We start from the raw sequence: 24638 nt of genomic DNA, 5'->3' as shown, positions 1-24638 counted from the left end.
ACACGTGCAAAAGCCTTATTTTGATGCCAAAACCTTATTACGCGTTAAAGATTTACCGTTAGCGATAAAAGCCTTAGCGCAAGGTTTTTTACACGGCAACCATGCCAGTATGCAACGAGGTGTTGGTATCGAATTTAGCCAGTTTCGAGCTTATGAGCCTGGCGATGAACCAAGCAAAATCGATTGGAAACTATTTGCTCGTTCAGATAAATATTTTGTTCGAGAAGCAGAACGAGAAAGTAATATCAATGTTTGGTTAGTCGTTGATTGCAGTGAGTCTATGCTGCAACAATCTGCTCAAGGCGAGAATAAAGCTTCAACAATAGGGCAATGGAATAAAATAACTTATGCGCAATACTTAGCTGCATCTATTGCCTATTTAGCACAAAAACAAGGTGATTCGGTTGGTTTGTTAACATTGGGCGCAGATGAGCAAAAACAAATACCCGCCTTGTCAGGCGAACGTCATTGGCAAAAAATATTACACACATTAACGCAATTAAAGGTGAGTGGCGTAATACCTAATGCACAAGCAATATTAACTCACCTAGAAGCAGTACGTAAAAATGGTTTAGTGATTGTTATTAGTGATTTTCATCAAGTAAATACTGAGTTACTTGAGATCACCTCAAAGCTTAGTAATAAACAAACCGATGTGGTTGCTTTTCATTTAGATAGCGATGATGAAATTAACTTTCCTTATCAAGGACTCGTTAATTTTCAAGACTTAGAAACTCATCAGTATCGCCAAGTATCAGCGAAAGAAGTACGGGCCGGCTATCTTAAAAACAAACAGCGCTTGAACGATGTATTAAAATTGAAATTAGCCCAACAAAACATTCAATATTTTCACGCAAATATCGATCAAGCTTTAGATCAAACGTTAATCGACTTCCTTGGTATCAGGCAAAGAGGTAATCGCAGGTGAATTTGAATTTATTTGCCTCGTTGATCGTGCAAAATCCGTGGGGTTTTATTGCATTATTAGGCTTAGTTGTGCCCATAGTGTTGCACTTACTCAGTAAAAGCCAACCGCAACAGATTAAATTTTCTAATATTGCATTAATCGACGCCCAACAGCCGAAAAGTATGAGACAGCTGCGTTTAACCGAATTTTGGTTATTGTTATTACGACTGTTATTACTGTTGTTTTCTATATTACTGTTAGCACAATTATTTTTAATTAAGCCTTTGATTAAAAATGAAAGCATTTATCTTGTGAGTGCTGATTGGTTAAATCAAAGTTCATCGATACAGCGACAACAGTTAATTGAACAGGCGCTAAAACAGCCGTTTTATCTTTTAAACCGTAACACTAAGTTAATAACTGATGACGAAATATTACAATGGCCGCCAAAGCCCAATGTTCAAACGCAAAACATCCTCCAAACTGAAAATATACTTAAAAACCTGATAACGTTTAGTGAATTATTAACGCCAGAAACCGACATTAAATTTTTTGTTACTGATCGTGCTGCGCAATATAAATTATCGCAACAAGGGCACCTATATAATATTAACAACACCCTTGAATGGCATATTCTTAATACGAGTTATCAAGCCGACGCACAATATGTTGATACAATGAATGTCGTGTTGATTTACGATCAAGATCGTTTCGAAGACGTTAAATATTTTCAGAAAGCCTTTGCATTAATTAAACAAGAAACGGCAACACAATTATCTGTTAGTTACTTTAGCCACAACAGCCTTGAAAAATCAGAGCCGTATCAACAAGCAATGAATAATAAGCCTAACTGGTTATTTTATTTAAGCAGCCAAAAACTTAATCATAAAATAATGCAGGCGTTATCGACAGGCACCAACCTTTTTGTTGATGCACAAAACTCGCAAGAGAGCACATTGTTGAGTACTGCTAGCGAAATCAATAATAACTCTCCTTTACTTGGTACCGAGGCTAGGTTTTACCAACGCGCTTTGCCGTTAGATGTTACAAAACAATTAAGTCCAAAGCCTACAAGTGTATATAAAGAAACACTTTGGCAGCTTAATCAACCCGATGGCGCTAGCACTGATATGTTAACGAAAACGACTCATTCTTATCAAAGCAGTAGCGCCGAAAATAGTGCTAAAGAAAGCACAGTTAACGAAAGTAATGCTCATGAAAGTTATGTTTACCAGCTGTATTCAAGATTTTCACCGTCTTGGAGTAACTTAATAGTATCAAAACAATTTCCGTTGTTATTACAATCAATACTATTTCAGCAATGGCAAATTAACAGGTTTGTTGATCAGCAAACATTAACGCATACACAAATAACTCAATTAGTTTCTAGCAATGAAGATCGAGTTTTAGACGAGCATGAAACGGTGAGTTTTGAAGATAAAGCTAAAAATAAAAATAACAGTGTTACTCCACGTTTAAAAAGCGCTGAAGATATAATTGTTAAACAACAAAGCAATGAAAATTATTGGACTGAATTCTTATCGCTACTGATTATTATATTATGGAGCCTTGAGCGAATAGCTAGTGAGTATTATCGTAGAAGAAACCGCAGTAAAACATCAACATTAGCTTTTGATGGTGCTAGTAACATTGATAATATCAAAACTCATAGTACACCAACCGTATCTCCTACTAAGGTTGATGTTTAATGTTGAATAACCCGTTCGATAAAAACAATCCAGCGTTTAAAAATGATGATCAACAGCTAGCTATTAGCTTGCTAAGTCAAAAATTAAAAAAATGGCGACGTAAGCACCTACAGCAGCATTTGTTATTATTTTTGCCGCTTTGGTTAATTGTGTTAGTGGTGTTTTCATTTTGCCTTTCTTTAAGCGGTTTGAATATAGCTGGTGATGTTGCTGAAAATGAGCTTGCGGTAGCTGGCGTGATGTTATTTATTTTCGGCATAATGACTAAGCTGGTGTTAATAAAGCGTAGTAAAAATTATCATAACATTACATTGAAAAACCTGATCGCTCATCTAAATAGTCGCTTTGAATCACTTGAACAAAGTGCGCAATTGCTATTACTAGAACAAGATAAACTGTCTAATTTAGAGAAACTACAACAGAGCAAAGTGTTTGTCCGTTTAAACGATATTCTACAACAATCTCAAATAAATGATGCTGAAATTACACCCAAATTTGACAAGAGAAAATTCATCTTAAGGAATGTATCACTGTTTTTTTCACTCATAATTTTTTTCATTTTTACTCAGTTCAACTTAATTGATAAAGCGTTATTGTTGCAGGGTTCTGCAGATAACAACATTCATGAAATTTACGATAAAAACCAAAACCAAAGCGAACAAGATAAGACAATTGTGCAGCTATTATCTACAAACGTTACTGTAACGCCACCAAGCTATAGCGTAGCAGAAGGGCAGCCAACTGAATTTACCTCTCAGGTGTTAGATGTTGATACGTTAGTGGGCAGTAAAGTGCGCTGGCAGTTAACAACCTCTGAACAAAGCGCAAACGTCTTTCTGATTTTTTCTAATGGCGAGCAGCATCAATTAATTATACAAACTGATGGTACATTTCAGGTTGAATTAACACTGCACAAAAGCATGGTTTACCATATCGCAATTAGGGATCAAGCTAGCGAAGTTGTTGAAGCTATTTCAGATGTTTTTCGGATAAACTTAACTCCAGATAACGCGCCAAAAATTCGCTTTATTAATCCTAAAAGTACCATAACCGAGTACGGAAAAAATACAGTGCCTGCACTCTATGCTGAAGTACAAATATCAGATGACTTTGCACTAACCGATATTCACATTAAGGCTTCTATAGCCAAAGGCTCTGGTGAAGGCGTCAAGTTTAGAGATGAAAACTTTACATTCGACAGCAATACTATGGTTAACGCTAAACAACATTATTACAAAAAGTGGTCGATAGAAGAGCTAGCTATGGAGCCTGGGGACGAACTCTATTTTAGTATTGTTGCAACAGATAATCGTGAACCTGAGCAGCAACAGACTCGCTCAGAAACTAAAATTATACGTTGGTTAGACGAAGAGCAAACAGGTATTAATGCTGATGGAATACTGATCGACTTCATGCCTGAATATTTTAAAAGCCAACGACAAATTATTATTGAAACCCTAGCGTTAATTGAAGATAAGCTTGACCTTGATCGCAAAAGCTTTAATCAGAAGTCAGAACTGTTAGGTGTGGCACAAAGTGCACTGAAAGAAAAATATGGTCAGTACCTCGGGGATGAAGTTGAGCGGGAGGAAAATGAAGCCACAGAGTCTTATGACAGTCATCATGACAATCATGACACAGAGCATATTAAACCGAAAATACACATACACGATGAGCAGGGCGGTAGCGCTAATGCTGTTATTTCTGCGAATAAAACGGTAAACCCTAGTGGCAATTCGGGTCACGAACATGAAAACCATACCACGAAAAATAATAGCCAAGGTTCAGCCCGCATGGAGCTTATTAATAAATACGGACATAACCATGAAGATAGTGATGTTGGCGTTATGACAAGTCAAGATCCGCGAGCCCTAATGAAAAAAAGTTTAGCGAATATGTGGCAGGCCGAGTTGCACTTGATGTTGTTTGAACCTGAACTGGCTTTACCTTTTGAACAACAAGCACTTAAATTACTAAATTTAGCGAGAAAAGCAGAGCGTATTTATGTAAAACGCCTGGGTTTTGAGCCACCACCGGTAACCGAGCAGCGCCGCTATCAAGGCGAACAAAGCGATATTCTAGCGAACTCGGTGCAAATTTCACGCTTTAAACCTGAGCAATTATCTGATCAAACACTAGTTGTATTTCGCCAATTCTTGCAACTATTGAATAATGTTAATCAACAGCTTGTAGTTGTCAGTAAGCGACCAAAAACAGTGATAGTTCGAAACACTAGCTATGTTGAAAATGAAAGTGAGTTGACGAAAAACGTACCATTATCTGTTAACGAACTAGCGCTTGTTAAACAAGCAAAATTAGCAATAGAAGAACTAATTGACGATCGACCTGCTTTAGTCGATGTCTTAGTGGTTATTGAGCAAATATTACTGGAACAAAGGTTAAATTTATCACAATGCCAGCAATGTATTAACTTATTAGCAGGTAAAATTTCGCAGTTATTACCCAGCCCAACTTCTAGTCCGAATCGTAAAATACAAGACTTTGAAAATCAACAACCTTTGGTTGAACAATATAGTCAATTTTTAGAGGCTAACTTGTGATGAATTCAGCAACCCACATTGATTTTGCTAGCTTACGTTTAATGGTAAATACACCATTTCATTGGGCAATCATATTTATCGCATTATTTGGCTTGTTGGTCAGCTGTGGCTTAATTTATCGACGCTTTACACAAGAATCTCAAAGCAGTTTAACAACACAAAAAGCCGCAGGATTAAATAAATACACCCATCTGTCATTATTAATACTTGGCAATGTTATTGCTCTGATCAGTGTATTACTGTTTCTTTTACCTTTTCAGGTAAAAGCACCCACATCTACTTATGACGTTTTAATTACTAATGGCTTTAAACAATCATCATATAATGAAGATTTTAATATTATTGGCATTGATAAAAGCAAGATAGATAAGGCGCTAAAGTCTGCTAATCGTATCTGGTTACTAACAACGCCATCAGAAAAATCTAAAGATAATCAATTATTAAAAGAGTGGCTAGCTAATAATTATCAAGATAAGGTAGTGGTAATTACAGCCATTGAAGAGCTTGTCGATATTTGGTCACTAAGTAAGCTTACTTATTCAAATACCGATATAGAAAATTATGCCATACCCACGTTATTGCAAGTTTTTGGTGATGGTCTAAGTAAAATACAGTGGCAACAATTAAATGCCTTTAACCAGTTGCATGCGAATAAACTCGACACAACAGACTTAATTACAAAAATTTCTAACGTTGAAGCTTCAAAACCGTTAAACAAAAGTACACCTGCCCCAAATGCTATTAAATTTACCTTCTATAAAAGTGAACCAATAACCGGTTTAAGTTTTTTACAGTGGCCGAAACAGTTGATTTTAGGACAAGCATTAACAATAACAGGGCGCTTTCAGCATTCATTAGATAATAATACTAAGTTCGAGCTGAGCTTAGTAAGTAATGGGCGTATTCAAGATAGTGTGATCGTGCAGAGTAATCATACTTTTTCATTAAGTTCGACGAGCAAGATAACAGGTTTATTTAATTATCAACTGGTACTGCAAGAGTTACCGAAAAACGATATAAACAAGCTTGTAGCTGTTAATGTAAAAAATAGCGATAAACGCCTAATTAACATAAGTGAAGATATTGCTTTTAGCGTTATAAATGACAACCAACCTAAGGTGTTAATAAAACAATCAGCACCGTCTTTTGAAACAAGACGCTTGAAACAATGGCTTAGTGAAACAGGCAGTGAAGTTACGGTTATTAGTCAAATAAGTAAAAGTAAATGGTCGCAACAGCGAGTGAATACCTCCCAAGCAATAAATAAAGCTCAACCAACCGAATTAACTAAAGCAATACTTGATAATTATGATCTTTTGATAGTGGATAGCAGAATGTTGTTAGCATTAAAAGAAAGCGAACTTGATGCGCTTTATCAGGCTATAAAACAAGGGCTAGGACTATTAATTAATGCCGATGGGGCTTTGCTATCAACTGAAAATAATAATCGGGACAAATTAAGTAAACTGTTACGATTTTTTCAATTAACGCCAATTGACCCGTCTCTTAATCAGGTTGCAGCTAAATGGCCTAATCAACCTTCCTTAGCAAAGGGCGAAGTTATTTCACCGCAAGCAATTACAATAAATATGAATGCTAAACAGGGCCAATCACTGGTTGAGTCAGCAACTGGCCAAGCTTTAGTGGTGAAGCAACCCTTAGGTTTAGGAGTAGTTTCACTCACGACATTAAACGAGACATATCAATGGTCTTCGCAAATTACACCAGCGTACTATAGCGCTTATTGGCAGTACTTATTATTGAACCTATCGCGTGCGGAAAATAATACCCGCTGGTTAATTCCATCGCCAAAGTCTGTTGCTAAAGTAAAAAACTTTGAAAATATTTGTTTCATATCTTCACTAGAAAAACTTGATGTTCCGAACATGAAATTAACGACATATCCGCTTTCAACACATAAGCAATGTGGCCAGTTTATAACTGCTCTTAAAGGTTGGCACTCTTTTAAAGTATTGAATGATAAACAAACCATTCTTAGTGAACAGCATCGTTATTATTATAGCGAAAAAGACTTTCCAGCTTGGCAGCAAGCTATTAAGCATCAAGCTAGTGAACATCAATTAGAGTCGGGGAATTTGAACAAGATTATGCCTTCGGATGTTGTCGCGATGGAAAGTGAAACCGCTCACTTATCTTCTACTTATCAGCCAGTAAATAAATTTTTATTATGGTTAATTATGTTTATATCGCTAATCGTATTATGGATTGAACAAAAATGGCGAAGTAGTTAAGCACTTTAGTTATATACTTTAGTTATATATTTTAATTATGTACTTTTAATTTATATCGAAACATTATTCAAGCACATGAGCCCGAAAGGATTAGTCCGAAGCAATAAGCTAGAAGTGAAGCAAAGCTAATACTATGCAATTTATGCAAAATAATGTTTAGCGCTTTTTAGCTTCGTATTGGCTAAGATTTAGGCGTATTTCCATGCATTATCATTATCGAATATCTTCCTGACTAAAGTGAAAGTCAACCGAGGCGATAATTAGTAACACAGCGCCAAATAAAATCGCCCAATGCGCACCAAGCAACGCTAGCACACTACCAATAAGCGCCATCAGCACATTTGCTAGACTAAAAGTTGTGGTGATTAGTCCCATAAGTTGACCTTGCTCAATATCGGCATATTGCTCTGAAATATAAACCGGTAATAAGCCATTAAATATGGCGATTGAAATACCGGTTATGGCATAAACTGGCCATAGGCTAGATAAAGATAGCACCATATGTAAACCTAATAGTAATGCCAGTGATAGCATACCGAATATTGCACCAAACTTAAGACCCATAATTACCTTTAACTTTTTAACAAAAAATACACTGGTTATTGTCATAAAAAAGGTTAATACAACGGTAATATATCCAATATTAAGGCTAGAAAAATTAAAGTTCTCAACTAACCAAACTGGATAAAATTCATAATAAGCATTAAGACCTAGAGTCGCCAATAAATAAATTAAAAATATGCGTCTAATCTTAGTATTCGCGAGTAAAGCAAATGAATTTTGTTTACTAAAAAGCTGAGAAAATTTAACCTGAGTTTTATTGAGGTTAGTTTTGTCGGGCTGTAAAACCAAGGTAACACTGAACAGCGCTATAACTAGAGCTAAAGCCGCAAAATAAAAAACAGTATCTAAACCATATATTGCCAGTAAACCTCCTGCTAAAGGACCTAACAACCAACCAATATAACCTGTCGCATTAACCAAATTAAATGTATGGGTTTTATCTAGCGTAGGCGACAAATCTATCGCAATAGCTTTTGCGATACTGATATTTCCGGAAAATACGCCAGTAATAAAACGGGCGAAAATTAATAATAAAAAGCTTTCAGCCATCACGGCTAATGCTGAGAGTACATATCCCACAACTGTTAACATTAATGTAATAATTAACGTTTTCTTTCGACCATAAACTCCTGAAGCGGCACCCAACACTGAGCTACCTAAAATAACCCCTAATGGATAGATTGCTAATATTATGCCTAACAAAATTTTACTGGGTAAATCTGCAAAGGTAGTAAGAGGACTAATTTCATTTAAAAATATAGGCGCTAACACAGGATAAGGTAGGGCGATACCGGCACAACTGAAAAGCACAACAAGCATGACAGAGAATAGCGTTTTTTTGGCTATTAATGTTTCGGCGTTAGAAGTGTTCTCTGTCGAATTTTGTGCTTGGGGTAAGTGAATTGTCATAGTGTACTTAACAGCAATGATTAACATAGATTTGTTCGAATATAATAAATGTCATTAGTAGCTAAGTAAACTTAACTCCAAAGTATAATGAATATAACTTAAGAATTAACTTCATTAAAAGTCATTTAAAATCAGTCGGTTGACAAGTTGTAATTAAATGTTAACTCAGGGTAATAAGTTGTACTATTGCCGTAACACCTTGTACATAGCGTTGTTAATTAATTATAAACATTTTATGATTATTAAAAATTAGAGTCATTCATACTTTCAATGGTTGTTATTTATTGATTAGCGCTAAAACGCTAGAATAAACATTGAACCGTGTTGATAATGCATCCATGAAAATACTGTTAGTTCAGTGTAATAAAGTAGGCCAAATTAATGTCAGATAATAAATTGCCAGTAAAAAAGATATTGCTCGTTGAGGATGACCGCCAGTTATCGGATTTAGTCACAGAGTTTTTAGAAAACGAAGGTTATCATGTTAAACAAGAGTTTAGAGGTGATACTGTCGAAAAACGTGTGGACAAATTTGTCCCTGATTTAATTATTTTAGACATTATGCTACCAGGTAAAGATGGTTTTACTGTTTGTAAAGAGTTGCGTCCTAACTTTAAAGGTCCCATTTTAATGCTAACAGCAAAAGGCACTGATTTTGATCAAGTGTTAGGTTTAGAGATAGGTGCAGACGACTATGTTATTAAACCTGTTGAGCCAAGAGTATTATTAGCACGAGTTAATGCATTATTACGTCGAGGACAATTACCTAATGAAGGTAAAGAAAGTGCGGAAATTGATTGCGGAGAACTCCACATTAGTCGTGGCTCAAGACAAGTGTTATTACATGGTAAAAATGTCGATCTGACCAGTCAAGAATTTGATTTACTTTGGTTGTTAGCTAGCCGTGCAGGCGAAGTGCAAAATCGCGACTACATCTATAAAGCCGTTGTTGGTCGTGAATACGATGGTATGGACAGAAGTGTCGATGTACGTATTTCTCGTTTACGTAAAAAACTGCAAGATAGTAATGAAACACCTTTCAGAATTAAAACCATTTGGGGTCAAGGCTACTTATTTGTTCCTGACGCATGGAGTTAAACATTATTTCAATGTGTAAACTGATGGGTTGCTACGCCAACTCATCAGAATTTCTTTCCTCTATTTAGGCACTTTGATGAAACTCGGTCGCTCATTTTTTAGCTTATATTTTCTAATAATCTCTATCTTTATCATCTTCTCTTGGATGCTAGATGAAGTGTGGAGTTCTTATTTAGAACAAGATATAGAGTCATATACTGGTTATAAAAGTATGCTGCTATCGCTTTCTAATTATTTAGAAAAACACCCTGAAAACGAATGGCAAGATATATTGGCGGGCGCTTCAAAAGAATGGAAGCTGTCATTAAAGCTAATGTCAGAAAAGCAAGTAGAAAAAATTAGTCATCAACGCCATGATGTAATTAAAGAAGATAACACCCATATCTTTTATGATAATGATGCCGTAGAAATTCATCACCGTATTAATAGTACAGGTGCAGTGATTGTACTTGGTCCAGCTAAAATGCCAACCAGACCAAGAGTTGAGGCTTTAATTCGTGTTATTTTACTGGCAAGTTTAGCGTGTTTATTGTTTTTTTGGTTACGACCTCTTTCTCGTGATTTAGATCAGTTGCGAAAAACCGCCGTAGCTTTTGGTCAAGAAAGTTTTGATATGGTGGCCCCAAAAGCAAGATCAACAATGACTGAACCTATGGTGACAGCTTTTAATACCATGGCAAGTCGAATAAAACGTTTAATTGATGCTCATAAAGAATTGTCTACGGCAGTAGCTCATGAATTACGTACCCCTTTAGCACGCACAAAATTTGCTTTACAAATGTTAGAGTGTACTGATGATAAAGTTAAACAAGAAAAATACCGAAAGGCTATTAGTAAAGATATTTGTGAGTTAGAACAGCTGATCAGTGAAATGCTAATTTATGCTAGTTTTGATAATGAAAAGCCGGAGTTAAAATTTACCAACGAAGCAATAGTGGATATTGTTAAAAACCAAGTCGGTAATTTCCAGCAATTTGAACAAAACTTTACGGTGAATAACTTACTTGGCGAAGATAAAGTTGACGTTGATAAACAATTTATCGCTCGGGCTTTGAACAACTACATTTCTAACGCAATAAAATACGGCAATGGTGAAATAGATATCACTATTTCGAAAAACTCCGATCAATGTCAAATAAAAGTGACAGATAACGGAGCAGGTGTTTGTGACGACTTTAAATGCACAATTTTTGATGCCTTTTCTCGAGGTGACATTTCACGCAATCGTGAAACGGGTGGTTTTGGTTTAGGCCTAGCGATAGTTTGCCGTATTATGGAGTGGCATGGCGGTAGTGCTTCTGTTGTTGATAGTGAACACGGTGGGGCGAGTTTTATTCTAAGTTGGCCAATTAAGCACGTTGTAACTTAAGGTATAGTAATCGTACAACATTCTGTAAATATTATAAAAATATCTAATTAATTCATTTTAACCATAAAGTAATTTACCTTACTGCCGATAAAGCACTATCGGCAGTAAAATAGTAGATTATTTTGACAATAGAAAACATATCAAACGACATTCTTGTTCATGAACTTCAATTGGGCGAACAGCTTAATGAAAGTGTTCATAGTAAACGTCGCGCTGATTTTTCGTTGTTACTCGCTATGCTAACCGATGATGTTCGAGCCCATAGCCAGTTCAAACTTCCACAAACCGTTACCCCTGCCAATGTCACTACTTCAGAGCTATTACGAAAGCGTTTTCAACTTCCTAAAGAAGCGCCGATCGCTTTAAAGGATATTGAGGATACGCAACTTTTTAATCAAGCTGATTTAATTGAATCTAAACGTTTAGAACACCTACGTTTGATGAATGCATTAAACCCTAACCCTTTAGCTTTTCGTAACGATACAGGCTTTATAAACCAGCAAGTAATGAGTAACACAAGCTTATATTGTCAGCAAAAATATATAAATAAAGCACTGGAGCAATCTCAGCCCCATACAGAATTTAACGCTGAGGCGTGGTTATCTGGTATAAAAAATACCCTTGAGAAGTCAGCTGCCGTAGAGGCTGTTGCTTAAAGTGCGTTAGCACAACACTGTTTAAATTTTTTATTACTCAGGCAAAAGCACGCTTCGTTTCTTTTCGGTTTTTTTAGTACTTTACTTTCAGAAACATCACCATCTACATATCGCCAAACACTATCTTCAATAATAAAGTTTGAGTTTTCTTGCATTTGCCATATTTTCCCAAGATGTTGATAAAATGCTGAAAACATAACTTGTGCACTGTCATTATTATCGCTGCTTGTTTGGAACTCACTAGCACTATGAACAACAAGCTTTAACCACTTTGTTTGTATGGCCCATTGCTCTATATCAGCAATAGATTGTTCAAGCCTGCTAGAACTTGCATAGGTAAGGTAAATGTACTCAGCATTATTTGTTGCATAAGCAGAGTAACGAGAGCGCATTAATTGCTCTGGGGAGTTTGCTAACTTTGTCGCCGTTATTAAAGGTTGGCAACATTGTGCAAAGGTAAGTTCTAAGCCACATGGACATTGCATGGAGATATTCTTCTAAAGTAAATTATTAAGAGTTTATCATGACATTGCAAAGTCGTTGAGCTATTTATGTCAGTTCATATATGGCAATATTTTGAGCTTACTGTCGGTTAAGCCGGCTTAATTTAAGCCCTATGAACAGCCTAAATAAGTGAGTCTTTATAAATAAAGCGATGTATTTAAATAAGCGTGTGAATTGGCTTTTCAGGTTAAGTTTTCTGACTCGGCTTGAAAGCTAACTCTGGTTTAATGTAATTTTTGTGCTTGGCAATTCTGGTGATGTTGCAATAATATGCATTGCGTTTTCCCTATAGCTGCACAGTGCGCTATGTCATTTAATTCGTCTTCATTATAACTCGCATCATTCAATATCATTGCAGAACAAGTACCTTTTAATAAAGTGCTTTTAATATGTTCTAAGCTAACATTGACCTTATTCGCATTTACTTTCAATATTTTTTCAGGGTTAATTTTCCCCATAGTAGAGAGTTGCTCTAGCGAGTCATTTTCGGGATTAATCATTAAAATCCACTTGCTATTGTCGTAATGTTTCTGGCAAATATCTTGGTATTTTTCAGTTAAGTCAATGGCATTATTCACATGCACTACGTTACACCAAACAGTAGTTAACTCTGTTTTAACTGGGTTTGTTAAAGTGGTGATTGACTTTAAGTTATTGATATTAAAATCTAAATCTATTTTGTTAACGTTAATCATATTGCTTACCTCGATATACTGTATGCATGTACAGTATATCGATCTAAAGGTAAGATCAAGTATTATTGAATTTATTTTTATGTCATCTTTTTTAGCATATTTGTTTGGGTAGTAACTGGCGAGATGCTAAATGAAAATTCAAATGGAAATACAAACTGAAATAAAAGTTTTTTAAAAAAACGTGTCAACAATGATTTCGATGTGATTGGGTTAGATTTATGCTTTTAAGTTAATATAAAAGCGTTCATTTATCTTTCTTATACTTGACCTTAGACGCTTAACTATATGTTAATGTGCAACTATTAATTAGTTTTAAACTAATAAGCGGTAAACTAGAGCAGGCTGTTGCGTATTTAATTAATAAGGTAATGTATATTTTTATGAAAAAAGGTGCTGTTTTGAGGCAATTTCTTTGGTGTATCTTTGCTTTAATTTTGTTGGTTTTCTCTTTGGGTATTAGCTGGCAGATAAGTAAAACTACAAATTTCTTGTATAGTTTTTGGTATCAAACCTTACATATTAATGACGTAGTCATAAAAAATGTTCCGAAGAATACTCAAGGTAAACGAGATTTCCCTATCGATAACATCCAACTACATGAAACGAAATTTGCCGACATTGTTCAAGCGATTCATCAACAAGGTTATGGTTTAGCTGAAATCAGTTATGTAAATAATCACGCGGTATCAAAACGTCTGTTAACCAATGCTGAGGTACTACATCTTAAAGATGTTGCCAACTTATTAAACGCAGTTGAAAAGTTATGGTGGGGAAGCTTGATATTGTTATTTGGGGTGTTATTTTTATATGGCTTAAATATAGATAAAATAAATGTTAACTCGATAAGGAAAATGCCAACAGGTAAGCAAAAAATTATGTCACTTTTAAGCTTTATTGTTTTACTGGTGGTGGTTTTAGGTATTTGGGGCTTTACCGAGGTTTTTTATTATTTGCACACGGTAATATTTCCGGCAGAGCATCAATGGTTTTTTTATTATCGCGACTCTTTAATGGCAACGCTTATGAAAGCCCCTGATATTTTCTCCGCTATTGCTGCACAGCTTTTAGCCGTTGCTTTATTGATAGCTTGGGCAGTCGATACTGCACTAAGTTCTTATCAAGTAAAGCGCCTTAGAAACAGCAATAAATGAGCTTAGTTTAAGGTGACTCGTTATCGTGGTGATGAATTCAATACAGAGTTTTAAAGTATTTGAGTGCAATTTTACTCTCACTATATTTACTCGATTATGAGTATATATTAGAGCTAAAATATTTAGTTTTGCTTGTTAAGATGTGTTAATTCTTCAATACGGTCTTGTGTTAACGTGATATAGCATTTTTTATAAGCGATAGCCGCGCTTTCATCAGGGGTTAGTACTAAATATTGCCAGCGGCAGTTATTTTCTCGGTAGGTAATAAAGTTTTGTTGTGAGCGCTTAAACATATCTAGCGAAGTACTTCGGCCATTAATCAGTGATAACTCTTCTAAAATAAACGTTTGGTTATTTATCCAGGTTTGCAATTCACGGTCTTTCTTTTCTCTAACACTATCTAAGCAACGAGACACTTCAGTATTGCTGTCCATAGTGCTTTCGCAGTTTTGAACATTATTGTTAGCCATTACCGAGTTTGAGAACAACAGGGCGTTTACTAATATGTAGATACTAAGTGTCTTTTTATTCATGGTTAAAGCGATTACTTATGCTGGAAGGACTTTTTTATACGGTTTTACAGTAACGTTTTTATAAACGCCCGCAGCGATATAAGGATCTTGGTCTGCCCACTCTTGAGCAGCGACTAAACTGTCAAACTTTGCAATAATAAGCGAGCCTGTAAAACCTGCATCACCGGGGTTTTCGCTATCAATAGCAGGACAAGGTCCAGCGACAAGTAGTCTGCCTTGGTTTTGTAATGTACGAAGTCGGTCTAAATGATTTTCTCGAACACTCATACGCAGCGACAAACTATTTTCAACATCTTCACTATAGATAAGATAAAACATTTTACGTCCAATAAGTTAAGTTAAAATTAAAGCGTGAATAAGAGTGTTCTACTCTTGTTTTTCTATTTTTTGTTCTGATTCTTCTTGTTCTTCCGGCATATATTTATATAAAGAAAATACTGAGCCAATAGCAAATATAAAGGTCATAGCCGTTAAGCCAAACACTTTAAAATTAACCCAAGTTTCTAAACTATAGTTAAAGGCTATGTACCAATTTAAAAAACCGCATAAGGCAAAGAACAATGCCCACGCTAAGTTTAATCTATTCCAAATATGCTCGGGTAATGTAAGCGCTTCTCCTAAAAATTCTTTGATGATATTTTTATTAAATACTTTTTGACTAACAATAAGTGCAATAGCGAAAATACCTTGAATAATGGTGACTTTCCATTTTAAGAAAGTATCGTCATGCATATAAATAGTTAAGCCGCCAAAAATGGCAATTAAACCGAAAAAGATCAAATTTCTTTTAGGAATAGGCTGTTTTTTAATTAAAAAATAAGCAATCTGAATCGCTGAAGCAACAATTAATGAGCCTGTAGCCCAATAAATGTCTGCAAACTTATAAAAAACGAAAAAAATAATCAGTGGAATATATTCTAAAAATGCGTGCATAAATATGGTATCAAAAGTAACAATGTATCGATTCTACTTAAAGCGAAAGGCATACGCCACTCAATTTAGTCGGTTAAAATGTAATATTTTTAAAGCTTGGGCATAAAATCGGTTTAGGCCCAAGCTTTTAAGTTAGTCTAGTTAATTTTATTACTGTGTTTAAATTTGTTTGTACCCAAATGGATCGTCAATAGAATATGAAGGCTCAGTAAACCATTTTGCCCCCGTTTCTGTCATGTAGAAATGGTCTTCTAAACGAATACCAAATTCATTAGGCAAAACCAACATAGGTTCATTAGAAAAACACATACCTTTGGCTAAAGGTGTTCTATCGCTACGAACTAAATAAGGCCATTCATGAATATCTAAACCAACACCATGGCCTGTTCTATGTGGGCATCCAGGTGTTTGATAATCAGGACCTAACTGTTGACTTGCTAAATATTCTCTTGCAGCGGTATCTACATCCCCACAGGCAACACCTATTTTAGCGGCGTCAAAGGCTGCTTTTTGTGCTAGTTTTTCAATTAACCACATCTCTCGTTGGCGTTGATTTGCTTCACCGAAAACATATGTACGGGTAATATCTGAATTATATCCTTCAAGCTGACAGCCGGTATCTATAAGTACAATGTCATTTTCAGCTAGAGCTTTTGGTGTTTTAACGCCATGTGGGTATGAAGAGTCTTCACCGAATAAAACAATACAGAAGTATGATCCCGCTTTAGCGCCCACTTTGCGGTGTGCTTGATCAATAAAGTTAGTCACTTCTTCAACTGTAATTCCTATGCGTAATATCCGCGCAACAGCTTTGTGAACTTCAAGGGTCATATTTTTTGCTTGTTGTAATAAAGCAATTTCATTAGTGGATTTCTCTGCACGACAACCTGCTGTGATTGCTTTTGCATCGATAAGCGTTAACTCAGGAGTGGCTTTATTTATACCATCAGCAATAAAAAACGCGGTTGACTCATCAATGGCTAACTGACCTGTGGTAATGCCAAGATCTTTCAAGGTTTGGGCGACAAGTTGATAAGGGTTTTCATGCTCCTGCCAACCTTTAATTTCACCTTTAATTGTCATGTATTGATTAAGCGTGTTAACTTCAAATGAAGGGGCAATATACTGTATTTCGCCTTTTTGAGGAATAATAGCGCCAACCATACGCTCACTGGCATACCAACGCGTACCCGTGAAGTAGTATAAATTTGTTCCAGCATCAATATAGGTGGCTGCAATGTTATGTTTAGCCATTAATGCTTGGGCTTTTGTAATGCGTTGTTTAAATTCAGCTTCAGAAACTGAATTAACTTGGCTGGTCATATTAACTAATTTTTCAAGCTCAATTTTGGCGTTAGAGCCGCCGACACCTATCGTCATATTGGGTCCTTTACATTTTAATGTCGGTATATTTTATACAAAATGCTACGCTATGTATCGTAAATATTGAGGTAATTTATAGCGGAATAACACTTGTCATAAAAATTAAATACCCGTTTGAACGGTCAATTGTGGCAACTAGAAAAAATGTAAATGAACTAAGGATTACTTATGCGTAAAAAAGTAGAGTTTACTAGCGGGGAGCATAAACTAAGCGGCCTACTAGAAACACCAGAAACTGATGTGAAATTTTATGCTTTGTTTGCACATTGCTTTACTTGTGGTAAAGATATTGCCGCCGCATCGCGTATCAGTCGAGCGTTAGTACGCAAAGGAATTGCAGTGCTCAGATTTGATTTTACAGGTTTAGGTAACAGTGATGGTGATTTTGCTAATAGTAACTTCTCTTCCAATATACAGGATTTAATCGCCGCTGCAGATTTTCTCCGTACGAGCTATCAAGCGCCTAGGTTACTTATTGGTCATAGCTTAGGGGGCGCTGCTGTACTTAATGCTGCTCAGTATGTCAATGAAACCATGGCTATTGTTACTATAGGTGCGCCTTCAGATGCTGCACATGTTGCGCATAACTTTGCTTTACAGCTTGAAGATATTGAAAAAAATGGCAAAGCAGCCGTTAATTTGGCAGGGCGGGTATTTACAATAGAAAAGCAATTTTTGGACGACATAAAAAGCTACGATAGCAGCCATATTGCCAAAATGAAAAAAGCATTATTAGTCATGCACTCGCCGGTCGATGGCACTGTAAATATTAGTGAAGCAGAAAAGATATATCAATCTGCTGTACATCCCAAAAGTTTTGTTAGTTTAGATAGCGCTGATCATTTACTAACGAATAAACATGACGCTGAATATGCTGCTGACGTAATTGCCGCTTGGTCAGGTCGATATATAAACCATGAAGACCTTATTACTCGTGAAAGTAGTAAGCAACACTCAACAATTAATACGGTTGATAAAAACTCAAACGCTGAGCAAACCAAAGTAACGCAAGGCCATGTTGTTGTTGAAGAGAAAAATCATAAATTTACCCAACATATAAGCACGGCTAGTCATTATTGGCTTGCTGATGAACCCGTAAGTGTTGGAGGCGATAATATGGGACCTGATCCTTATGAGCACTTGCTTGCTGGTTTAGGTGCATGTACTGCCATGACATTGCGCATGTACGCTACGCGAAAAAAACTTGCTGTAAAGCAGATAAAAGTTGAACTGAAACATAGCCGAAATTATTTAGAAGACTGTGAAACGTGTGAAGAAAAAAGCCAGGGTATTGAAGCTATTGTGCGAGAAATTAGCTTTATTGGCGAATTAGATGCTGCACAACAATCTCGATTTTTAGAAATAGCAGACAAATGCCCAGTACATAAAACTTTGCACAATAATGTGAAGGTTGTCAGTAAGTTGGTCAGTTAATCTACATTGTTGCTATGCCGTTAAAACATGCTGAATGTTTTAAAAAGCTAATAGTATAAAGGTAAAAAAACCTGTAATCTTAAATCGTTGTATTGACACTATATAGCCGATATTACTTTAACTGTCATTACTTTAACTGTGATTACTTTAACTGTCATTGGGCATTATATTTTTATGCTTAGATTTAATATTGTGTATTAGCTATTTATATTCGTGTTCAGCATCAATAGTTTGATAGAGTTGTTATTGGCTAATTGCATTTAGGAGCTAGCATGGAGTCGCATGGTAATTACAAAATAGAACTTATTGAAAATAAAGTTCATATTTACCCGTCAGGTGGGTTTAATGAGCAAGGAGTAAAGCAGTTGAACGGTGAAGTACTGTTGATTGCGCCTGACGAAGCACCTTGGGCTTTAGTAGCACACCCTGATGATTCTGCAGGATTAACTCCCGAAGCAGTAAATGAAATCGTAAAGTTTTTTCAACGATTAAGTAGTAAAAACTGTGTTGTTATAGGTATTGAGGTTTTACCTACTTGGCAAGGCGTGCTTGAAAATTCAATTAAAGGAAATGTTAACATACCTGTTTATATGGATGTTAACATGACAAAGTTATCACCACTGATCAACAACATACTTGATAATGCCTAAAGAAAAATAGGCTTTACTATTGCTGATTTTACTTACTTTACATATTTTAGTTTATTAAAAGAGATTTTATGTCGAATTCAATGGCTTTAGAAAAAATATTTATGATTTTGGCTATTATCTTGGGAGTGGGCTCTGCGATAGATTTAATTTATGATTTATCTACCTCGAACTTTCAATGGGCTGAAATTTTGCGTTGCAGTGTTAATATTGTTATTGCCTGTTTATTGTATCTCTATGCGAATAAAAAACATAAAGAAAAGCTTAGTCGATAGGCGCTTATTAATTGCCTTAATGCTAATTTGAACGCTCATTTATCTTCACACTTGCAGTTTTTAACCCTCATTTAGTCTCACTTTATTTATCACTAAACCTTGTTCTAAATCAAAGAACAGCTTTATTACACATGTTACATTCATTCTATATACATCAAGTAATTAGAGGGTTCTATGAGCAAAATATTTGTAGTCGCCGATTTATCGGATAATAAACAAGTGGCAATAACGCGCGCTTGTGAACTTGCCAAAAAAACAAACAATGAATTACATGTAGTTTATTTTTGTTATCAAAGTTTACGGTTTATACAAGATGACTCACAAAATATAAAACAAACATTAATAGATACCATTACCCTTGAAGCTGAAACCTCACTCGATAAAATGGTCCCAGAGGAAGTAAATTATAGTTTTGAAGTCGTTTGGGAAAAACACATTTACCAATGGATAAATACATACGCCAAAGAACATAACCCAAACATGGTAGTTAAAACTGCACATAGAAGTGAAACGTTTTTATACACCTCAACTGATTGGCAGTTACTAAGAGAATGTTCAGCGCCAGTGTTTATTGTTAGCGATAACAAATGGCGAAAATCACCCAATGTATTGGCAGCTATTGATTTAGAAACTAAAAGTAAAAGTAAACAAGCGTTGAATCATCAAATATTGAAAGCAGCTAAAGCATTTTCTCAAACCAATGAGTCAGAGTTATTCGTTTGCTATACCGTACCATTTTCTAAAGTATTACGTGATTTAGGTATTCACTTTAAAGACGAATTAGAAAGTAGGGCAGCTAAAACTTTAAAACCTAAAATTGAAAAATTGGCGGCTGAATACGACATACCCTTGGCAAATTTCACTATTAAAGCGGGCGAGCCAGAAAAGGTTATACCAAGTATTGCTGCGAAACAAAAGGCTGGATTAGTTGTCATAGGCACGGTTGGACGTAAAGGTCTCAAAGCTAAGGTGCTTGGTAATACCGCAGAGAAAATTTTAAACTTGTTAAAGTCAGATGTACTTGCATTAAAGCCTGAGTAGATAAGTAGATAAGTAGATAAGTAGCTTAACTCAGATCTGCAATCTTTTAATACGGTACTTACACAGATTCGTTACAGGATCGTATCAAACAAAACGTCGGCTAACTTTTTAGCCGACGTTTTATGTTAAATGCACGTTAATCAATAATTAAACTTTTTCAGCGTTAATTAATTCGGCTACTTTTTCGTTCTGCTGCACTAACGGCAACATACCTTTAAGTAATCGGCCGAATATATCAGCACCGGTAATAATTCGTTTAGTTTCGCCCCAAACCAACAACACATCGTGTTCAATAACACCATCAAAGTTCTTATCGATAGAGGTGTTCACTTTCATTTGTAATATTGCTTCATTTAATGAAGTTGTTTCATCGGTAATAACCACGGGACGGTGGCAAAAGCTGTAAGGGTCAAAGTTTTCTGCTTGAAAAAGAGCACTTCGTAAGAAACCATCAGCATCAATAACCAATAATGGTGTACCTTCAAGGTTTGTGATAACAACCCAGCTATGGCCTGATTGGTTCAGCATAGTTAAGAAAGGATCATCAGCGCCAGAATAAGTATCAGGTAATATAGGTAGATCAAGTTTCGTTGGCAAAGCAATAATAGAGTTAGGGTCTATTATTTCACCTTCTTGAGTAACTTTAATTTCATCTAGTGCAAAAAAGTTTAATGCGCCAATACCTTCTACATGGTTTAAATCAGCTTCTTCAGCACGAATATGCTCTTTAATAATATTACCTAACTCACTCTCTCCTAAGTAGGTAATGCCTTCTTTACCTAACCAAGCGTCAAGAATTAACGCACTAGGGCGCGCTACAGGGTAAAGAATAATTTGGTAGAAGCGAATAATGGGCGCTAGCATACTGCCCATTTTTAATGCATTACGAGAAAAATAGGCCTGAGGTGTTATCTCACCAATAATAGTAATGGCAATAGTAGAAAATAAAAATGCACCAACGCCTGCTAAAACTGAGTCTGACAACATAGTTAATAAAACATTAATACCAACATTGCCCCACAAAATTGTGGCTAGCAAAAAATTAGAGTCGTTTCTTAATTTCAGTACAACTTGTGCAGCTTTATTACCTTTGTTAGCTTCTACTTCTAGTTGCAATCTACTGAGCGAGAAAAAAGCTAAATTTAATCCTGAAAAAATAGCGGATTGTGAAATACAAAATACAATCGCTACCCAGGTGATAGTTTCTACGGGCATTACTTAAATCCTCTGTTTACTTTACTTATAGTAGCAGTAAGCTACCTAATCCTAAAAATACCACAAAGCCAACAATGTCGGTTACTGTGGTTAAAATAACCGAGCCGGAAAGGGCAGGGTCAATATTTAACTTATCTAATATCGCAGGAATAACAACGCCTGATGCTGATGCTGTTAATAAGTTTAGTAAAATTGCTAAAGCAATAACTAAACTTAATTCTGCGTTGTTAAACCAAAAATAGGTGATAGTACCAATAACAACAGACCAAATTATGCCATTTAGCCCACCCACTTTTAATTCTTTGCGCAGTAGCACTTTTCTATTTTGTTCTGTTATTTGACCTAACGCCATACCTCGCACGATAACAGTTAAGGTTTGGCTTCCAGAAACGCCACCCATTGAAGCAACTACTGGCATTAATACCGCCAAAGCCACAACTTGTTGCAGTGTAGCTTCAAAAAAGCCGATAAACCATGAAGCTAAAAATGCGGTCAGCAAATTAATACCAAGCCAAATACCACGGTTTTTCGCACTCGTTCTTACACTTGAAAATAAATCTTCATCGGTTGTTAAACCCGCTGCACTGTTAATTTGCTCTGTTTGCGTTTCCTGTTTTACTTGGTAAGCCGTTTCTACAGTAAAGCGGCCAAGAAAACGTTCGTTTTCATCAACGACTGGTAGAGACATTTTGCCGGATAAAATCACTGCTTCTGCAGCCGAGGTTAATTCCTCATTCGCACTAAGGCGAATAGTTTCAGGCGCAAAAAGGGTTTTTAAGGTATTTTCACCATCACTTTGTATCAAGCTATTAATATCAACAGTACCCGTGAGAATGCCTTCTTTATTTACCGCATAAAAGTCTTCAGTATAAGGTGACAAGCCTTTTTGTAATAATAACTGCGCACTGGTTATTTTAAGTTTTTCAGAAATACGAACATAGTTATAATCTAACCAATGACCAACTTCGTCAACGGTATATTGTTGTGCTTGTTGATAGAGTTTACGTTGCGAGTCGTCTAAGTTTTTTATCGCGTACTTCAATAACCTGCTAGGTATTTCTTCAGCAATCTCAATAACATCGTCAACATCTAGTTGCGCGAGTAATTCGAAGCATTCATCATCACTTAATGCCTGAATTAAGCTTGTTCTTGTGCCTTGTCCCATATCGACAAAAGCATCTTTTTGAATATCTTCTGAAAAGGTTGCCCATACACTTAAACGTTTGTCTTGTGGCAAAGCTTCGATTAAAAGCGCGAATTGCTCTGCCACTAGCGTTTCATTAGCGCCAAGCATAATTTGAGCTATGTCTTGTTCGTGCTCTGCGATGAGAATGTCGTCGATAACTAAGGATAATTTATCAATAGTATTTTCTAACATTGTTGAATCCTTAAAGCCGTTTTTATAACGGAATATGATCTTTATTGTGTAAGTTCAGGTATAACACCCATAGTTAACTAATAGGGTGTTAATTTAATTCGTATTTATAGTTAATTGTATTACAATCAGAAGTAAATAAGTTAGCTTTAATAACAAATTAGCTAAGTTTATTTTACTGTTTTTTTGTCTTTTGTTGCTTGTTCTTAGGTATTTTTAGCATCAAAGAATAGAGTTAACAAATTATCCTGTTATTTGCAGGGCATATTGAGAGTATATAATGATAAAATGTATGTTGATTTCACCGACACAAAAAACTGTTATCGGTAGTAGTGAGTTGATAAGTCAATGGCAAGAGAATAACGATACAACGTTATGGATTGATCTTGACAACGTTGATGCAAAAGAAGAACAAAAAATATTAACAGACTTTAATTGCCACCCTTTAGCCATCAGTGATGCACTTCGCGATCGCCATCCGCCTAAAATCGAATTATTTAAAGATTATATTTTTATGCTATATCGCGGTATGGTTGCAAACGATGACAGCCTGAAATTCAATCACTTACAAATTAGTTTATTCATTGGGAAGCGAGTTTTAATCACCCGACATCCTCAAAGCTCATTAGCGATTAACGAGCTATTTAGTGAAACTGGTGAAAAGTATCTTAAGCGCAGTCCTATTCATTTAGCACTTAGGCTTTTCCATAGCAGTTGTGGTTACTACCTTAAAGAGATGTTTAGTTTCGAAGCTGAACTCGAGAAAATTGAAGATGATTTTCAATTAAGTGGTAACGACCAAATGATGAAGCAAATTACTTCATACAGATCACAACTGGTTAAAATAAGGCGCACGTTCAATTATCACGTTAACATGGGAGAAACGTTAAAGGCTTATGTTGATGACGACGACACTGACTTAATTACCGACAAAGAAACCCATACCGTTACCGATTTACGTGAACGTTTAGACCGCCTGCAAAGTTTGTCACAAATGTATTACGATATTTGTGGTGATTTAATTAATGGTTATATTTCAGTAACATCACATCAACTGAATGCAACTATGCGAGTATTAACGGTTATCACAGCATTATTTGTACCCTTAACATTTCTTGCCGGTATTTATGGAATGAACTTTGAGTATATTCCTGAGCTAAAAGCCGATAATGGTTACTTCATTTTATTGGGTGTAATGGCAGTGGTTTCGGTGGTATTACTTATTGTATTCAAGAAAAAACGCTGGTTATAGCAAGTAGTAATACAAAACAATAGATTGAAGGTTGCAAAGGAGATGTACTAAGCAACCGAGTATATTACCAACTTGATTAATTGGTTGTTCACTTTTAAGGGTTCAAATGAAAAAGTAGAACACTAATCAATCAAGTTGGTATGTTTTCCTAACGTTCTTAGCGCAGAAAGTGATA

General features: G+C 35.8%; 22 protein-coding genes. 13 read left to right on the top strand and 9 right to left on the bottom strand.

Translation table 11 applies throughout. The features are described from left to right. The first annotated feature begins 4 nt into the window (after positions 1 to 4). From B6A32_RS13170 to B6A32_RS13155, 4 genes are read left to right on the top strand one after another with little or no spacing between them, the layout of a single operon-like run. Positions 5 to 928, top strand: coding sequence for a DUF58 domain-containing protein (locus B6A32_RS13170; RefSeq protein WP_233131418.1), 924 nt, complete (start codon positions 5 to 7; stop codon positions 926 to 928). Further along, a complete protein-coding gene (locus tag B6A32_RS13165) occupies positions 925 to 2616 on the top strand; it encodes a BatA domain-containing protein (RefSeq protein ID WP_085304822.1) in 1692 nt (563 codons plus the stop codon). The genes B6A32_RS13170 and B6A32_RS13165 overlap by 4 nt, the downstream gene beginning before the upstream one ends. Continuing rightward, the gene (locus B6A32_RS13160; RefSeq protein ID WP_085304820.1) at positions 2616 to 5177 is read left to right on the top strand and encodes an Ig-like domain-containing protein; all 2562 of its coding nucleotides are present in this window, start codon (positions 2616 to 2618) and stop codon (positions 5175 to 5177) included. Before B6A32_RS13165 ends, B6A32_RS13160 begins: the two co-directional genes overlap by 1 nt. After that, positions 5177 to 7429: a hypothetical protein gene (locus B6A32_RS13155; protein ID WP_085304818.1), complete on the top strand. Its 2253-nt coding sequence runs from the start codon at positions 5177 to 5179 to the stop codon at positions 7427 to 7429. Before B6A32_RS13160 ends, B6A32_RS13155 begins: the two co-directional genes overlap by 1 nt. Before the next feature lie 213 nt (positions 7430 to 7642). On the opposite strand, the gene B6A32_RS13150 is transcribed toward B6A32_RS13155, so the two are convergent. Next, positions 7643 to 8902, bottom strand: a complete 1260-nt coding sequence (locus B6A32_RS13150; RefSeq protein WP_158088490.1) for an MFS transporter — start codon at positions 8900 to 8902, stop codon at positions 7643 to 7645. Positions 8903 to 9283: 381 nt separating this feature from the next. Here B6A32_RS13150 and B6A32_RS13145 point away from each other — a divergent pair, with 381 nt between their 5' ends. The 3 genes from B6A32_RS13145 (at position 9284) to B6A32_RS13135 (ending at position 12025) form a co-directional block, all read left to right on the top strand. Further along, entirely contained in the window at positions 9284 to 10000 is a 717-nt protein-coding gene (locus B6A32_RS13145) for a response regulator (RefSeq protein ID WP_085304813.1), read from the top strand. A 76-nt stretch (positions 10001 to 10076) separates the two neighbouring features. Further along, positions 10077 to 11369: an ATP-binding protein gene (locus B6A32_RS13140; RefSeq protein WP_085304811.1), complete on the top strand. Its 1293-nt coding sequence runs from the start codon at positions 10077 to 10079 to the stop codon at positions 11367 to 11369. A gap of 122 nt (positions 11370 to 11491) precedes the next feature. Continuing rightward, the gene (locus tag B6A32_RS13135; RefSeq protein WP_233131417.1) at positions 11492 to 12025 is read left to right on the top strand and encodes a VC2046/SO_2500 family protein; all 534 of its coding nucleotides are present in this window, start codon (positions 11492 to 11494) and stop codon (positions 12023 to 12025) included. Here B6A32_RS13135 and B6A32_RS13130 read toward each other — a convergent pair. Together B6A32_RS13130 and B6A32_RS13125 are read right to left on the bottom strand one after the other, a co-directional pair. Beyond that, positions 12022 to 12510: a YchJ family protein gene (locus tag B6A32_RS13130; protein WP_085304807.1), complete on the bottom strand. Its 489-nt coding sequence runs from the start codon at positions 12508 to 12510 to the stop codon at positions 12022 to 12024. The genes B6A32_RS13135 and B6A32_RS13130 overlap by 4 nt on opposite strands. Before the next feature lie 243 nt (positions 12511 to 12753). Next, on the bottom strand, positions 12754 to 13224 hold the full coding sequence (locus B6A32_RS13125) for a hypothetical protein (protein ID WP_085304805.1): 471 nt from the start codon (positions 13222 to 13224) through the stop codon (positions 12754 to 12756). Between the two features lie 398 nt (positions 13225 to 13622). Here B6A32_RS13125 and B6A32_RS13120 point away from each other — a divergent pair, with 398 nt between their 5' ends. After that, complete coding sequence (locus B6A32_RS13120) at positions 13623 to 14375, top strand: lipoprotein intramolecular transacylase Lit (protein WP_158088489.1); 753 nt, start codon at positions 13623 to 13625, stop codon at positions 14373 to 14375. Between the two features lie 122 nt (positions 14376 to 14497). Here B6A32_RS13120 and B6A32_RS13115 read toward each other — a convergent pair whose 3' ends face one another. From B6A32_RS13115 to B6A32_RS13100, 4 genes are all read right to left on the bottom strand, one after another. Next, complete coding sequence (locus tag B6A32_RS13115; protein ID WP_085304801.1) at positions 14498 to 14908, bottom strand: lysozyme inhibitor LprI family protein; 411 nt, start codon at positions 14906 to 14908, stop codon at positions 14498 to 14500. Positions 14909 to 14923: 15 nt separating this feature from the next. Next, a complete protein-coding gene (locus B6A32_RS13110) occupies positions 14924 to 15226 on the bottom strand; it encodes a YciI family protein (protein WP_085304799.1) in 303 nt (100 codons plus the stop codon). A 48-nt stretch (positions 15227 to 15274) separates the two neighbouring features. After that, positions 15275 to 15841, bottom strand: a complete 567-nt coding sequence (locus B6A32_RS13105) for a septation protein A (protein WP_085304797.1) — start codon at positions 15839 to 15841, stop codon at positions 15275 to 15277. A 159-nt stretch (positions 15842 to 16000) separates the two neighbouring features. Then, on the bottom strand, positions 16001 to 17221 hold the full coding sequence (locus B6A32_RS13100) for a M24 family metallopeptidase (protein ID WP_085304795.1): 1221 nt from the start codon (positions 17219 to 17221) through the stop codon (positions 16001 to 16003). Positions 17222 to 17392: 171 nt separating this feature from the next. Here B6A32_RS13100 and B6A32_RS13095 point away from each other — a divergent pair, with 171 nt between their 5' ends. From B6A32_RS13095 to B6A32_RS13080, 4 genes are all read left to right on the top strand, one after another. Then, positions 17393 to 18658: a bifunctional alpha/beta hydrolase/OsmC family protein gene (locus B6A32_RS13095; RefSeq protein WP_085304793.1), complete on the top strand. Its 1266-nt coding sequence runs from the start codon at positions 17393 to 17395 to the stop codon at positions 18656 to 18658. A 272-nt stretch (positions 18659 to 18930) separates the two neighbouring features. Then, positions 18931 to 19308 carry a hypothetical protein gene (locus tag B6A32_RS13090; protein ID WP_085304791.1) on the top strand — a complete coding sequence of 126 codons (378 nt, stop codon included), beginning with the start codon at positions 18931 to 18933 and terminating at the stop codon, positions 19306 to 19308. A 68-nt stretch (positions 19309 to 19376) separates the two neighbouring features. Then, complete coding sequence (locus B6A32_RS13085; RefSeq protein ID WP_085304789.1) at positions 19377 to 19580, top strand: hypothetical protein; 204 nt, start codon at positions 19377 to 19379, stop codon at positions 19578 to 19580. Between the two features lie 174 nt (positions 19581 to 19754). Further along, positions 19755 to 20621, top strand: a complete 867-nt coding sequence (locus B6A32_RS13080; protein ID WP_085304787.1) for a universal stress protein — start codon at positions 19755 to 19757, stop codon at positions 20619 to 20621. Positions 20622 to 20768: 147 nt separating this feature from the next. Here B6A32_RS13080 and B6A32_RS13075 read toward each other — a convergent pair whose 3' ends face one another. Together B6A32_RS13075 and B6A32_RS13070 are read right to left on the bottom strand one after the other, a co-directional pair. Further along, the gene (locus B6A32_RS13075; protein WP_085304785.1) at positions 20769 to 21836 is read right to left on the bottom strand and encodes a DUF21 domain-containing protein; all 1068 of its coding nucleotides are present in this window, start codon (positions 21834 to 21836) and stop codon (positions 20769 to 20771) included. A 25-nt stretch (positions 21837 to 21861) separates the two neighbouring features. Next, the gene (locus tag B6A32_RS13070; protein ID WP_085304783.1) at positions 21862 to 23214 is read right to left on the bottom strand and encodes a magnesium transporter; all 1353 of its coding nucleotides are present in this window, start codon (positions 23212 to 23214) and stop codon (positions 21862 to 21864) included. Between the two features lie 277 nt (positions 23215 to 23491). Here B6A32_RS13070 and B6A32_RS13065 point away from each other — a divergent pair, with 277 nt between their 5' ends. After that, positions 23492 to 24463, top strand: coding sequence for a magnesium transporter CorA family protein (locus B6A32_RS13065; protein WP_085304781.1), 972 nt, complete (start codon positions 23492 to 23494; stop codon positions 24461 to 24463). Positions 24464 to 24638 lie beyond the last annotated feature (175 nt).

Origin of the sequence: Colwellia polaris, from assembly GCF_002104515.1 — a bacterium.
Taxonomy (GTDB): domain Bacteria; phylum Pseudomonadota; class Gammaproteobacteria; order Enterobacterales; family Alteromonadaceae; genus Cognaticolwellia; species Cognaticolwellia polaris.
This window is presented reverse-complemented; position numbering and strand designations above follow the sequence as displayed.

Excerpts from the sequence above, each read along its gene's own strand:
- B6A32_RS13160 (WP_085304820.1), top strand. The coding sequence starts at position 2,616 with ATGTTGAATAACCCGTTCGATAAAAACAATCCAGCGTTTAAAAATGAT.
- B6A32_RS13155 (WP_085304818.1), top strand. The coding sequence starts at position 5,177 with ATGAATTCAGCAACCCACATTGATTTTGCTAGCTTACGTTTAATGGTA.
- B6A32_RS13150 (WP_158088490.1), bottom strand. The coding sequence starts at position 8,902 with ATGACAATTCACTTACCCCAAGCACAAAATTCGACAGAGAACACTTCT.
- B6A32_RS13145 (WP_085304813.1), top strand. The coding sequence starts at position 9,284 with ATGTCAGATAATAAATTGCCAGTAAAAAAGATATTGCTCGTTGAGGAT.
- B6A32_RS13140 (WP_085304811.1), top strand. The coding sequence starts at position 10,077 with ATGAAACTCGGTCGCTCATTTTTTAGCTTATATTTTCTAATAATCTCT.
- B6A32_RS13130 (WP_085304807.1), bottom strand. The coding sequence starts at position 12,510 with ATGCAATGTCCATGTGGCTTAGAACTTACCTTTGCACAATGTTGCCAA.
- B6A32_RS13125 (WP_085304805.1), bottom strand. The coding sequence starts at position 13,224 with ATGATTAACGTTAACAAAATAGATTTAGATTTTAATATCAATAACTTA.
- B6A32_RS13115 (WP_085304801.1), bottom strand. The coding sequence starts at position 14,908 with ATGAATAAAAAGACACTTAGTATCTACATATTAGTAAACGCCCTGTTG.
- B6A32_RS13110 (WP_085304799.1), bottom strand. The coding sequence starts at position 15,226 with ATGTTTTATCTTATCTATAGTGAAGATGTTGAAAATAGTTTGTCGCTG.
- B6A32_RS13105 (WP_085304797.1), bottom strand. The coding sequence starts at position 15,841 with ATGCACGCATTTTTAGAATATATTCCACTGATTATTTTTTTCGTTTTT.
- B6A32_RS13100 (WP_085304795.1), bottom strand. The coding sequence starts at position 17,221 with ATGACGATAGGTGTCGGCGGCTCTAACGCCAAAATTGAGCTTGAAAAA.
- B6A32_RS13095 (WP_085304793.1), top strand. The coding sequence starts at position 17,393 with ATGCGTAAAAAAGTAGAGTTTACTAGCGGGGAGCATAAACTAAGCGGC.
- B6A32_RS13090 (WP_085304791.1), top strand. The coding sequence starts at position 18,931 with ATGGAGTCGCATGGTAATTACAAAATAGAACTTATTGAAAATAAAGTT.
- B6A32_RS13085 (WP_085304789.1), top strand. The coding sequence starts at position 19,377 with ATGTCGAATTCAATGGCTTTAGAAAAAATATTTATGATTTTGGCTATT.
- B6A32_RS13080 (WP_085304787.1), top strand. The coding sequence starts at position 19,755 with ATGAGCAAAATATTTGTAGTCGCCGATTTATCGGATAATAAACAAGTG.
- B6A32_RS13075 (WP_085304785.1), bottom strand. The coding sequence starts at position 21,836 with ATGCCCGTAGAAACTATCACCTGGGTAGCGATTGTATTTTGTATTTCA.
- B6A32_RS13070 (WP_085304783.1), bottom strand. The coding sequence starts at position 23,214 with ATGTTAGAAAATACTATTGATAAATTATCCTTAGTTATCGACGACATT.
- B6A32_RS13065 (WP_085304781.1), top strand. The coding sequence starts at position 23,492 with ATGATAAAATGTATGTTGATTTCACCGACACAAAAAACTGTTATCGGT.